Source organism: Brevibacillus brevis (genome assembly GCF_900637055.1).
GTDB classification, from domain to species: Bacteria; Bacillota; Bacilli; order Brevibacillales; family Brevibacillaceae; genus Brevibacillus; species Brevibacillus brevis.
Genome location: NZ_LR134338.1, coordinates 2137503 through 2150179, shown reverse-complemented (window position 1 = coordinate 2150179; position 12677 = coordinate 2137503). Strand labels below are relative to the sequence as shown.

Below are 12677 nucleotides of genomic sequence, written 5' to 3'. Positions count from 1 at the left end.
TTTTTGTGTCCTCTTCTTCTTTTACTCCCACGTGCCTTTCTCTTGGACCATGACCCAAAAACGCCCACCCAAGCCAGCAGGATCAATCAACTGCTGAATAGCCCGATTCCGTTTCATCGCAACGCTCGTGAAAGGGTCTGTATCCATATGTGCGACCGCTTTATGAAGCAAGCCATTTCGCATTAAAAACCGATCCTGTCTCATATAGTCTATTTCCCGTAAGCCAGCCTTTTCTCCATACTCTTGCCACGCAGAAAAATTCACATGTGTCGTCAAGTCTTGTTCGCCTATGTTGATATACGGATTCGTATGAGCCTGATGACGATGGTAGCACATCAGTGTTCCGTTTTTTCGACTGGGATGATAGAGCTCCTCTTGCAGGTCACCGTAATCAATCGTGATGACGAATCCTTTTTTCAATAGGCAGGAAACTTCTTGTGCAGCTTGCTCCATCGCCAAATTTATCTCGATCCGCATTCCGATTGGCAGCTTCAAGTTCAGCCCGCGCAAATATTCCCCTAGTGCTGGGGTCAACTCCCCCAAACACTCTTCCAACCCGTCCTCGCCAACACGCACCCACACTTCTTGCCAGCCGTCTCTGGTTTTCTCCACAATATGTACCGGAAATGCGTCCAGCCATTCATTCGAGAAAATTACCCCTTCTATTTTTTCATGCTTGGCAGCTTCACTCACGGAAGAATACCAACGTTTCGGACCCTCGTGCCACTGAAGCGCCTCCTGCTGCATTTTCCGGTGATACGGACTCGCCTCTATTAAAATGACCGTCAGCTCTTTGTATACCTCTGGCTTACTCTCACGGATGCGCTCCAGCATGTGACGGCAAACAGTCCCGGTTCCACCACCAATCTCAACGAGAACAGGCGAAGTCATATCCGCCTCCTCCCATAATGCCAAGACAGCATCTGCGATTGTTTCCGCAAAGACGGGATGCACCGATGCACTCGTATAAAAATCTCCCGCTTTGCCTACTTTGGGTTGTTCGACCATATAATATCCATAAGTGTCATGGTAGAGGGCCAACTCCATAAAGCGCGCGAACGTAATCGCTTTTCCTGGTTGGCATGCTATTTCCTCGCGAATCAGTTCGATCATCGTCATAAGCTCTTCTCCTGCTATCCAAATTCAACTAGATAAGGCTATAATACGAAAAGAAGCATACAATATGGAAAGGCAAAAGCAAAAGGTGAAATCATGCGCAAATTTCTTCTCGTCTTGTTCCTGCTTGTATGTCCACTGACGGTGTTCGCCCAGGAAGAGCCCGCTACTCCTTTGGAGCAGCTCATCCTGCAGCAGCATTTTACACAAAAAGAGCTGGAGCGAACCCTCACCTTACTCAAGGAAGAAGAGTCACGGACATACGGGGAAATCGCTCAAATGGATCTCGACTTGCAACGGCAAAAGCTGGTGATGGAAGCGACACAACGTCGTGCCGGTGAGGTAGCGCGAGCCTATTACATGGGCGAGCGTACTAATCTTCTGACGTTACTATTAAATGCGGAAAATTTCAATCAGTTCTTATTGATGTACGACTTCTACGAGATTTTGTACGAGCGTGACATGTCTCGACTAGAGTCCTATCATACTGAGCGCACCAAGCTCACCGCGATGCAAACTGACAAAAAGAATCAATTGGACCAACTTCAGACGCTGCGAAAAAAATACGAGCTTCAATTGTCAGAGATGCTCGCCGTTGCCGCTGAAAAAGAAAAAAACGTACAAAAACTGGATGACCCGACAGTTGTGGAATCCATGATGAATCACTTGATTTTAGACTGGGAAAAACGTGGTTTGCCCGCTTTTCAGACCTTCTTCGGAATGCTCGCGCAGGTCATGGTTCAAGTTCCCGAGTTGGCGACTCCGGAGCGAATTCAGTCGGAAGGTCTCCTCAAGCATACGCTAACCATCAATCAGACTGACTTCAATAATTTTTTGATAGAGAAAGACGCCTTGTTTAAACAATCCCATTTCTCCTTTGAGGATAACAAGCTGACCGTGGAAGGCACGTATGATCAGATGGAGCTAAAGCTCGTTGGCAACTATGAGCTCGTCTCTCCTACCCATCTCAAATTCCACATTACCGAGCTGTACTTTGACGGCTTTGCCTTGCCTCAATCGACCGTGGAGGAAATGGAGGAAGCGTACGATCTCGGATTTTATCCAGAGCTGATCTCCCCAAATATCCAAGTGCAGGGCATCACGCTGATGGACGAAGAATTAAAGCTCCAGCTGCAATTCAATCTTCCATTTGGATTCGGAAAGAAGTAAAGCCAGCTATTCGTTAGCTGGCTTTTTTCTTAGAGACAACCTTATTAACATGAGCCGGCATTTCCTTCTGCAATTGTGTCATGTACTGGATCGCCTCTTTTGTCAGCGTAGGGTATTTTTGCCCCTGCTTCAGCTTTTCCAATGTTTCTGACACCGGGTAAATGACATAGTTCCGCTTGTTATTTTTCCGATAAAAATGAACGTAGGTCGGAATCATTTCAGCACTTTCGATGCTGGCCTCTCCTGACTCATTCTTGTACAGCACAAGCTTCAGGATTGCACCAACATCCTTGTAGTCCCATCGCTGCGCAGAGATGAAATTGCCTAAAGAGTAGGCAATCAGTCCTTTGTGTTGACGTCCATCTTCGAGGGTAACCGTCTTCCATTCGTAAGGTTGTACCACATGTGGATGCGCGCCCAATATCAAATCCGCTCCAAATGTTAGAGCTTGCTCGGCGGTCTTGATTTGTTCAGGACTGGGCATGCGTTGATACTCATTTCCGAAATGAAGAGCCACTGCAACCAGATCGGCTCCTTTTTCTCTTGCCCGTGTGATGTCTTTTTTCATCAGCGCAGGCGAAATCAAATTGACTAGATACGGCTTGCCTTCTGGAATCGCGATTCCATTCGTTCCGTACGTATACGATAGCAAGGCTAGTGTGAATCCGTCCTTGGTCAACAACAAGGGCTCATCTCGTTCTTCGGGACTTGCAAACGTTCCCGTGTGCGGAAGACCAGCTTCATCGAGATATTTGATGGTTTGCAGGACCCCTTGTTCTTTGCGGTCCATCGAATGGTTATTCGCTGTCGATACCGCAGTAAATCCAATTTCCTTCAACGTATGTGCAAGTGACTCAGGAGAATTAAACATCGGATAACCTGAGTATTTTGCCTTGCTACCGCTCATCGTTGTCTCAAGATTGCCGATGACCCAGTCTGCCTCGCGGAACATCGGAATGACATTCGGGAAGAAACGCTTAAAATCATAGCTTTTCGTCGCTGGGTCCCAGACGGCATCCAACTGCTCCTGATGCATCATGATATCCCCGACGGCAAGAAGGGAGATACGCTGTTCTGGAAATCTTGATGGCAATGTCGGAGGTTGTGTCTCCTGATGATTGGGCGCTGTCTGCAGTGGTGTTTCGGGATCAGGCGCTTTCACGTTGGGAGCTTGGTTCGTCTTATCTGCTTGGGCGATGGGTGCCGCACACCCAACCAGACTCGTGCAGGCGATAACGAGAATGAGTGCCCATTTCCATGTTCGCTTCATAATGAATAGCTCCTTTAGTAAATGGTAACCCCTTCCTTTTCTCCACCGCCTGACAAAATCCTCTCCCAACCTTTATAAAGAATGATGAAGCAATTAACGAAGCATGCCTGTGACAAACGGATTGTACGTTTTCTCGTAGTCGATTGTCGTCTTCGGTCCATGTCCTGGATAAACAATGGTTTCATCATCGAGCTCAAACAGTTTGTCCTGGATGCTGATCATCAGTGTTTCGTAATCTCCTCCGAAGAGATCCGTACGCCCGATGCTCTGGTTAAACAGAACGTCGCCACCGAAGCAGTGCTGGCCAATGACGAATGAACAACTGCCCGGTGAATGACCTGGCGTGTGCAACACCTGAATGTGAAAACCTGCCAGTTCTAGAGTCTGACCATCCTCCAACTCGTGCTCGGCCCGCTCACATACGATGAGTTCAGGCAGATCCCAACGTCGAGATCCGTTGAGATCAGGATTGGTGAGCCATTCCTGCTCCAATGGATGAATGTAAACTGGTGCTTTTGTCAATTCTCTTACTTGGTTGAGACCACCAATATGATCCAAGTGAGCATGCGTCAAAAGAATGGCAACGACGTTTTTATTCGCGAGGGCGCGGAGCAACTGATCTGGCTCCATGCCCGGGTCAATCACAATAGTTTGATTGGTATCGGTGTTTGTCACCACATACGCATTGGTTTGAAATGCTCCCAACGCATAGGATTCAATGGCAAGATTTTGATTCGTCATAGGAAACCTCCTTGATTTTTTGATACGATAGAAAAAACACGTTTGCAAACATGGGGGTATGACATGCGCCATATGTACGGAATTGAACTGAATGTACCAGCCGGGAAGCTCCCTGGCTTCTATGCTCAAGTCATACATAAAATCGGAGATCATGTCAATGTCTTTGATCGGGACAAACTGCTTTTTATTGTAGAGAATCAAGCCGAACAGGAGAAGCTGGAAACCATTTTGGAGAAGTCCAACATGTTAGGCGATGCCTTTTCCCTATTGCTGCTCCCGCCAGCAACCACAATCGATCAACTCGATGATATCGGTTTTGTCTCCCAAAATGAACATTTGTATGTATATGCAGATCAAGTTGCCATCGTAACGCTCGGGGCTTTATCCCAATCAGAAGATCAGTGGGCTGCCATGGAGCAAATCCGCGAGCATGTCTTGGGTGTCATACCTGAAACCGACCAGCAACCCGAAGCCTACCTGATCGATCAGAGCTTGATTCCACTGGCAGAGGGAATCGCGAAGGCTTATCAAGTGAAGCTTGTTTGGCACCATCCGACTAAATGAATCCTTCAAATGCAAAAAAAAGGGAGCTTCGGTTAAGCGAGCTCCCTTTTCCTTTTTACGATGCTTTACGATCAAATCGAAACCACGCCACTTGATTGTCCACAAGACCAAAATTGGCGGTGTATTTGCTGCCCTCATACACCACTTCTTGTTCGCCTTTTCCTTTGCCGTACAGCTTCTCTAGCTGCTCAGCACTATCAAACATAGCGAGTCCTCGATAGGTTTTGAATTTTTGCGCGTCCTCACGGGGAACTCCTCCCAGCATGATCGATGTCAATTCACCTTTGTGGACTTTGATCATCATCTGGGCTTGATCAACCAGCAGCATCCCCATCACTGCATCTCCAGTACCCTGTGCCATCTGCTCTACCGTGTAGCTTTGCCTTGTCACCATATCCATAAAATCCGCTTTTGTCGGCTTCAACATATCCATCGCTTCTTTTATGTTCTGCCCGAGATAAATGCCGTTTACTCCGTACTCCTTTTGATTTTCGGGGTCAAATGTAGCAGTTGGTTCCGACTGGGCCGAACACGCCGCCAAAACAACTACTGTCAGCACCCAAAACGCAGTCATTCGCAAGTATTTCCACATCATTCACCTGTGCCCACCTTTGCTACCGCTCTTTTGGTTATCTTAGCGTATCCGGCAAGCATCGGGCAACCATTGGGATACCAGCTTATTCTCGTGTTCCGCTGACTTTGCGGCGCGGACGATTAGGCGGCAGATTGCTGTCCACCGATTGTTTGAAGCTCTCTAGTATTTTGAGGAGTGATGCGAAAAAAGGCGAGCCGAATACCGCAACAATTCCCCACATCCATGTTCCTAACTGCCATGAATTTTTTACATAAGCTGATTCTGCACCTGTTAAAATCAGAGCCGGGTCCAGACCAAGCATGCCAAAAATCACACCAGCAGCCAATACGGAAATAAGCAGATTGAAAAACCGCTTGTAGTGCATCAATCGAGCAGCATGATACTGATCCTCCCAGCAATTTTCTTTCGCCTCATAGTCCGTCGCCAAAAAGGGAATGACTGATTTAAAAGCTTCCGTAACACCTGCTGCCGCGCTGGACACCGCTGTTATATAAATCAAAAAAGAAATAGATGAATCCAACGTAACCATCATTCTTCCCTCCTTTGTACATATGTATGGAGTTGGAGGGACAACTTGCAAATTTTTTTGCAGTTTGTATATTTCCCCTTTGCTGTTTATGCGGTAACATGTTGGTGCATGCAAATATGAGGAAGGGCAGGGATTACTATGCAGGACTTTTCTTTTGTATGGAATCAGTACGACTTGGTTCGCGGAATGTTTTTGGCAAGATTGACGGAAATAACCGAGGAGGAAGCAGACGTAGTTCCAGATGGCTTTAAAAACAACATTCGCTGGAATATTGGTCATATTCTCTTGACACAAGATTTCTTACTCTTCGGACCAGAAGGAATGAAATGTCCTTCGTATTACGGAGCCATGTTCGCTCCAGGAACCAAGCCTGCTGATTGGCAAAAAGAAGGGCCTTCCCTCGAAACTTTAGCTGCCGAGCTAAAAGCACAGCATGTGCGTATCAAAGAAGAATTGCATTCCCGATTGAATGATCCATTGCCAAAACCGTTTGAACTAGGAGGCAGAGGCACTATTCATACTTATGGGGAAATGATGGTCTTCACGCTTTTCCATGAAGGTATGCACATCGGATGTATTTCGTCATTGCGAACAGCGATTGCGGCTGCTAAATAAGGAAAATCGGACAAAAACGCGGGATTTTTTTATCCGCGTTTTTCTTTTTGCCTGAGAACCTTCAAAAAATGAAAACCGCTCCAATGAGGAGCGGTCCTTGTCGAGCCCGAATTGCTTATGGGGTTCTACCGGTTATTCTCTTTGGCTCTTCAACCTCCATCGTAGAGAAAAGTAGCTAAAGGAATCGGTTTATCTCCATACGACTTTCGTCGATTGCTTGATCATGATTATCCACGGATCTTCGCCTCCTGCAAGGCATTTCGCCGTTTACTTACATGAATCATCGGGCTCGACAAAAATAGTATGACCTCCGCGTTGTTTTTCATACCTCTCTTTACAATAAATCTGCGGCCAGCTGTGCGAGCACACTCCGTTCGCCTTTTTCCAACCGGATATGTCCAGCCAGCTTTTGGTCTTTAAATACTTCTACCACGTAGGTTAAACCGTTGTTGCTCTCATCCAGATAGGGATGATCAATCTGCTCAGGATCACCCATTAGCACAATTTTCGAGCCGTCCCCCACCCTCGTCAGGATCGTCTTCACTTCATGCTTTGTCAAGTTTTGGGCTTCATCAATGATAATAAATTGTTCAGGAATGGAGCGCCCCCGAATATACGTCAAAGCTTCCACCTGCAAACTGCCCATGCCTGCCAAAATTTTATCCAGATCACCTGGTCGCTTTGTGTTGAACAAATATTCTAAATTATCATAAATCGGTTGCATCCACGGTCGAAGCTTTTCTTCTTTTTCGCCGGGCAAATAACCGATGTCTTTTCCAAGCGGAACGATAGGTCTTGCCACTAACAGTTTTTTGTATTTTTGCTGGTCCTCGATTTGCAGCAGGCCCGCTGCTAATGCCAGCAAGGTTTTTCCTGTACCGGCCTTACCGGTCATGGTTACTAAAGGGATATCATCTCGCAGCAGCAATTCGGTTGCCATCCGTTGCTGCACGTTACGAGCCCGGATGCCCCAAATCGGATCATCATCTGACACAAGCATTTCTAACATTTTTCCGTCCGGGTCGACTTTTCCAATCGCTGAAATCGATGGGTTGCATTCGTCCTTCAGCACTAAAAATTGATGAGGGTAAAAGCGATAGCGTGGAAAACAGGAGGCCAGCTGCAGCTTTCTTGTCGCATAGTAAGTCTTGATGATGTCGGACGCTACCATCATCTTCTGATAACCCGGGTAAATACTGGAGAACTCCCCCACAACTCGATCCGAAAGAAAATCCTCTGCGGAAATATTCAAAGCATCAGCCTTGACTCTCATGAGTGCATCCTTGCTTACCAAAATGACTGGTCTTGGCTGTGGTTTTCCGTTTTCCTCCTCCTGTAAGTTTAGTGCGACCGCCAAAATGCGGTTGTCATTACTCATTTCTGTGAATTGTTTCTGAAGGCGGTGGAAAGAGGAATGATTTAGTTCCACCCGAAACAACCCACCTGTTTCCAGGGTAATTCCAGTGTGCAATTGCCCCAGCTCACGAAAACTGTCAAAGAGCCGAGATACGTACCGAGCATTGCGGCCAATTTCATCCATATACCGCTTTTTGGAATCGATTTCTTCTAATACGACAGCTGGTATGACAATTTCGTTGTCAGCGAAAGAAAACATCGCCCTTGGATCTTGCAGGAGTACGTTGGTGTCCAGTACGTAGATTTTCTTCAAAATCTCGCCTCCTATTACCCTTCTTATATACCCTATGCAATTTTTAGAGGGATGCTCAAGTGCGGCGACGTGATGTACTACAGTCTATGTTCAGGCAGACAGAGATAGACGACCCATTGGCAGAATGAAAATGGGCAGCCCAGAACAAAATACTTGTAACCCTGCCCTCCTTAAGAAGGAAGGCAATACTGGGAAAGGGAGAATGCCTGTGAAACGGATCATGATCTGCTGCCTCGGTTTTAGCTTGTTGCTTACAGCATGCATGTCGGGCAATAATCCACCAGCGAATCAGGCTGGACAACAGCCCAAGCATGCCACTCATACTCAACGTGTTCAGCAAACAGCTCCTGAGCCTACTTATAATCAATCTTCTCAAGCCACTGCCGATCGTCTCGTTCAATTGGCAACACGTGTAAAAAGGGTACAGAACGCGACTGCTCTGGTCTTGGGTAAATATGCTGTTGTCGGTATTACAGTAGACCCGAATCTGGATCGCCCAGAGGTGGGTGTCATTAAGTACACAGTTGCGGAAGCACTGAAGGAAGATCCTCAAGGAGCGAATGCCGTCGTAACCGCTGACCCTGCCATCGTACAGCGATTACGGGAAATGGGAGAAGATATTCGTCGCGGTCATCCTGTTTCAGGAATTACCGAAGAACTCGCGGATATCGTAGGCCGGATCATGCCGCAGCTGCCGCGCAGTGTGCAGCCTCCCGAAGAAACACCTGCTCAAGTAAAAGAAAAACGCATGCATAAAGAACCGCAAGGACAGAACAAGATCAACGCAAATCGTACAGGAACACCTTAAAAGAAAAGAGGTATCCCCCGGATTTAAGCCCGGGTGAATACCTCTTTTTCTTTATGGACGGATGCTTCAGAAGGCAAATAATCCAATGCTTGCTTCAAATCTGCCACCAAGTCATCGAAATCCTCTAAACCAGCTGACAACCTGATCAAACCATCTGTGATTCCCCTTGCAGCTCTTTCCTCAACAGGCATCGCTGCATGTGACATTGTAGCCGGGTAGGAGAGAATTGTTTCTACTGCCCCGAGGCTAACCGCTACAATCGGCAATTTTACACGATCAAACAGCGCTTTTGCTCGCTCGCGGCTCCCTACATCAAAGGAAAGAACAGCCCCATGACCAGTCGCTTGTTGTGTCTGAATCAAGTGACCGGGGTGATCCGCCAGTCCCGTATAGTAAACTCGGCTTACTTGTGGATGCGTAGACAACCAGTCAGCCAAGCTCGCGGCTGTTTTCGTGCTGACATCCAGCCGGGCTTTCAATGTTTTGAGCCCACGCATCACGAGCCAGCAGTCCTGCACACCCAAAATCGCTCCCATGCCATTCTGGATAAAGTAGAGCTGCTCTCCTAACCCAGCCTCTCTAGTCACGGCCAGACCTGCCACGACGTCGCTATGCCCTCCGATAAACTTCGTTGCACTATGAATGACCACATCTGCGCCAAGTTCCAATGGACGCTGGTAATACGGGGTAAGGAATGTATTGTCGACAATGACGAGCAAGCCGTGCTCCTTCCCGATACGTGAAACCGCTGCAATATCGGTCACCTTTAAGGTGGGATTGGAGGGGGTCTCCAGGTAAACCCCTTTCGTCGCCGGTGTAATGGCCGCACGAACAGCTTCTGTATCTGTCGCATCCACGAATGTAACGGAGATGCCCATTCTCGACAATACCTTGGTCAAAAACCGAAACGTGCCACCGTATACATCTTCCGCCACGATAACATGGTCTCCGGCTGAAAACAGCATGAACACGCTGGAAATGGCAGCCATGCCAGATGAGAACGCGAAACCGCGTGCGCCTCCCTCCAGAGACGCAATGGCTTCCTCCAAAGCCTGCCTCGTCGGATTGCCTGATCTGGCATAATCGAATGTAGCTGGCTGATCGATATCAGCCTGATGAAACGTCGAAGCTTGATAAATTGGAACCGACGACGCACCTGTGAACGGGTCAATGCAAGTCGAACCGTGGAGGATCTTGGTTGCAAAATTCATCGTACACTCCCCCCTACGACCAAACTAGCATTCAAGGCCTGAAACAAATCGGCTACGACATCATCTGGATGCTCGATGCCAACCGACAGTCGCAACAATCGATCACAAACACCGACATGCTCTCTAACTTCTTTCGGGATATCGGCGTGAGTCTGCGTCGCCGGATACGTACACAATGACTCTACACCACCCAGACTTTCCGCAAAGGACACGATTTGCAGATTTTGCAGGAACAATCCCACCTGCTCAGCAGCGCGCACGCGGAACGAAACCATTCCACTATGCCCAGTCGCTTGATTCACCTGGATCTCATGCCCCGGATGCTCTGGAAGACCTGGATAAAATACCTCCGCCACTGCCGGATGCTCACGCAGCTTTTCCGCTACAATCAAGGCATTGGATTGATGACGCTCCATCCGCAATGCCAGTGTTTTCATCCCGCGAACGAGAAGCCAGCAATCTTGCGGTCCGAGTACAGCACCGATTGAATTGTGCAAAAACCGGATTTTTTCCGACAACTCTTCCCCTTTTGTTACGATGAGGCCAGCCAGCACATCGTTATGTCCTGCCAAATACTTGGTTGCACTATGTAAGACAATATCTGCACCAAGCTCTAGTGGGCGTTGACAATACGGGGTTAAGAATGTGTTGTCTACAATCGTAAGAAGCCCGTGCTGTTTCGCCAAAAGCGCTACTGCTCGAATATCGGTAATCTGCATGAGCGGATTGGTTGGTGTCTCGACGAAGATGGCTTTTGTATCTGGACGAATCGCATTTTTGAGTGCACCAATGTCACGCAAATCCACGTACGAAAACGTCAGACCGTAACGAGAGAGCACTTGCTCGAACAATCGATAGGTTCCCCCGTACAGATCGAGTGACACGATCAAATGATCCCCTTGGGAAAACAAGCCCATGACAGTATGAACAGCAGCCATTCCTGAGGCGCAAGCGAATCCTGCATCTCCTGATTCCGCTTCAGCGATGGTCTCCTCCAAAATGGTGCGAGTAGGATTAGCTGTACGCGTATAATCATATCCAGTGCTCTGGCCCAAGGCAGGATGGCGATAAGCCGTTGCATAGTAAACAGGAAAGCTCACCGCCCCTGTTTTTTCGTCTCTGCCTACTCCCGCCTGAATCAATTTCGTTTCCAATTTCATGTCTGTTTCTCTCCCTCCAATAGTGTACGAGGGCATCAAAAAAGCCCTCTTTCCTCTGAAAGAAGGCTTTGTTTACGTCACCGTAAGCAAATCCTTCTCATCTTTCAGAGTTTGATAACTCTGCAGGAATTAGCACCATTATCTCCCTGTTCAATACAGGTGATTGGTTGCCGGGCATCATCGGGCCAGTCCCTCCGCCGCTCTGGATAAGAAGATTGCTATTCAATTCGATTGACCCTAATACTAAAGGATCGGCAGGATTCTTGTCAACAATTTATTTCCACCTGTTAGTTTGCCTCTTTCAAGGCGGTCATAACTTGATTGTCCAGCTTCGCTGCCGCGTTTTTGTCATACGTCTTTTCATACTGTGGTTCTACGGAAATACGGGAACCGTAAAACATAATATCACGAACGGCCTCAATTTTGATTTCCGCCATGGCCAGCTTGAGCGGAACACCTTCCAGTCGGTCTGTTTTGACGACAGCACGACCATTAATGGCAAAAGATGAGCCAGCACCGATCAAATGCAGAACAACTTGTGGTTCCTTCGCAATATTAGCCAAAATACGCGAGCGATTATCCACAGCAAAACGAATCGTATCGGCGCTGACAGCATACGTCCAGGACAAGGAGCTGAGCGATGGTGCCCCTGACTCATGGTCTACTGTGCCCAAGGTAACAAAACGCTCCTTTTGCAAGAGCTTGAATAAATCTTCGGAAAGAGATTGGGAAACAGTTTCAGCCATTTCAAAGCCTCCTAACAAACGTTTTGTACGTTCATTGTACCCTTCGTATAGCTGATAGGCAAACGTTTCCTCTTCACCTTGATTCTGGTTGTCTTTTTCCCTAGACTGGTAGGTAACGATACCGAATGATGGAAGGGGATGGACAGCTTGTCGCCTACAGATCGCCTCATGCAGCAAATTGATCAAGTCCTTGAAGAGCTTCAGGAAGTTCGGAAGGTAAATGAGCGGATGCATAAAATTGCGATGTTCCTGGAAGATATCCGACTAGCAGATGTGATCCAAAATTACACAGCCCCGCGCAAGCTGCTCTGGATCAATTTCCTCGCAGGTCTTGCCCGGGGTCTGGGATTGACGATTGGTACTGCTATCGTTTTGGCTTTCCTCGGCTCCCTCTTGACGCAATTTCTTTCGATCCCCATTCTGGGGGATTACATCAGACAATTGGTGGAGTACGTCGAGACTTACAAGCAGCGGCCTTAACGA

Annotated in this window: 14 protein-coding genes and 1 riboswitch; of the genes, 5 read left to right on the top strand and 9 right to left on the bottom strand. The window is 47.7% G+C overall.

The window, feature by feature from the left end; genetic code table 11:
* Positions 1-21: 21 nt before the first annotated feature.
* Positions 22-1119: a class I SAM-dependent methyltransferase gene (locus EL268_RS10790; RefSeq protein WP_106653209.1), complete on the bottom strand. Its 1098-nt coding sequence runs from the start codon at positions 1117-1119 to the stop codon at positions 22-24.
* Between the two features lie 93 nt (positions 1120-1212).
* Here EL268_RS10790 and EL268_RS10785 point away from each other — a divergent pair, with 93 nt between their 5' ends.
* Complete coding sequence (locus EL268_RS10785) at positions 1213-2286, top strand: coiled-coil domain-containing protein (protein WP_106653208.1); 1074 nt, start codon at positions 1213-1215, stop codon at positions 2284-2286.
* A 13-nt stretch (positions 2287-2299) separates the two neighbouring features.
* On the opposite strand, the gene EL268_RS10780 is transcribed toward EL268_RS10785, so the two are convergent.
* Positions 2300-3556: a CapA family protein gene (locus EL268_RS10780; protein WP_106653207.1), complete on the bottom strand. Its 1257-nt coding sequence runs from the start codon at positions 3554-3556 to the stop codon at positions 2300-2302.
* A gap of 93 nt (positions 3557-3649) precedes the next feature.
* Complete coding sequence (locus tag EL268_RS10775) at positions 3650-4297, bottom strand: MBL fold metallo-hydrolase (RefSeq protein WP_106653206.1); 648 nt, start codon at positions 4295-4297, stop codon at positions 3650-3652.
* 63 nt (positions 4298-4360) lie between these two features.
* On the opposite strand from EL268_RS10775, the gene EL268_RS10770 reads away from it, so the two are divergent.
* A complete protein-coding gene (locus EL268_RS10770; RefSeq protein ID WP_106653205.1) occupies positions 4361-4861 on the top strand; it encodes a hypothetical protein in 501 nt (166 codons plus the stop codon).
* Positions 4862-4916: 55 nt separating this feature from the next.
* Here EL268_RS10770 and EL268_RS10765 read toward each other — a convergent pair whose 3' ends face one another.
* Together EL268_RS10765 and EL268_RS10760 are read right to left on the bottom strand one after the other, a co-directional pair.
* The gene (locus EL268_RS10765) at positions 4917-5456 is read right to left on the bottom strand and encodes a hypothetical protein (protein ID WP_106653204.1); all 540 of its coding nucleotides are present in this window, start codon (positions 5454-5456) and stop codon (positions 4917-4919) included.
* Positions 5457-5538: 82 nt separating this feature from the next.
* A complete protein-coding gene (locus EL268_RS10760; protein WP_106653203.1) occupies positions 5539-5985 on the bottom strand; it encodes a hypothetical protein in 447 nt (148 codons plus the stop codon).
* A 138-nt stretch (positions 5986-6123) separates the two neighbouring features.
* Between EL268_RS10760 and EL268_RS10755 the strand changes: the two genes are divergently transcribed.
* The gene (locus tag EL268_RS10755) at positions 6124-6600 is read left to right on the top strand and encodes a DinB family protein (RefSeq protein ID WP_106653202.1); all 477 of its coding nucleotides are present in this window, start codon (positions 6124-6126) and stop codon (positions 6598-6600) included.
* 334 nt (positions 6601-6934) lie between these two features.
* Here EL268_RS10755 and EL268_RS10750 read toward each other — a convergent pair whose 3' ends face one another.
* Positions 6935-8269, bottom strand: a complete 1335-nt coding sequence (locus EL268_RS10750; protein WP_106653201.1) for a PhoH family protein — start codon at positions 8267-8269, stop codon at positions 6935-6937.
* 202 nt (positions 8270-8471) lie between these two features.
* Here EL268_RS10750 and EL268_RS10745 point away from each other — a divergent pair, with 202 nt between their 5' ends.
* Positions 8472-9077, top strand: coding sequence for a YhcN/YlaJ family sporulation lipoprotein (locus EL268_RS10745; RefSeq protein ID WP_106653200.1), 606 nt, complete (start codon positions 8472-8474; stop codon positions 9075-9077).
* 23 nt (positions 9078-9100) lie between these two features.
* On the opposite strand, the gene EL268_RS10740 is transcribed toward EL268_RS10745, so the two are convergent.
* The 3 genes from EL268_RS10740 to EL268_RS10730 form a co-directional block, all read right to left on the bottom strand.
* A complete protein-coding gene (locus tag EL268_RS10740; protein WP_106653199.1) occupies positions 9101-10288 on the bottom strand; it encodes a trans-sulfuration enzyme family protein in 1188 nt (395 codons plus the stop codon).
* Positions 10285-11448: an aminotransferase class I/II-fold pyridoxal phosphate-dependent enzyme gene (locus EL268_RS10735; RefSeq protein WP_106653198.1), complete on the bottom strand. Its 1164-nt coding sequence runs from the start codon at positions 11446-11448 to the stop codon at positions 10285-10287. The genes EL268_RS10740 and EL268_RS10735 overlap by 4 nt, the downstream gene beginning before the upstream one ends.
* Positions 11449-11542: 94 nt before the next feature.
* Positions 11543-11661, bottom strand: a riboswitch (SAM riboswitch).
* Between the two features lie 74 nt (positions 11662-11735).
* Positions 11736-12194 carry a pyridoxamine 5'-phosphate oxidase family protein gene (locus EL268_RS10730; RefSeq protein WP_106653197.1) on the bottom strand — a complete coding sequence of 153 codons (459 nt, stop codon included), beginning with the start codon at positions 12192-12194 and terminating at the stop codon, positions 11736-11738.
* Between the two features lie 138 nt (positions 12195-12332).
* On the opposite strand from EL268_RS10730, the gene EL268_RS10725 reads away from it, so the two are divergent.
* Positions 12333-12674, top strand: a complete 342-nt coding sequence (locus EL268_RS10725; protein ID WP_007723262.1) for a DUF5665 domain-containing protein — start codon at positions 12333-12335, stop codon at positions 12672-12674.
* The last annotated feature ends 3 nt before the right edge of the window (positions 12675-12677 follow it).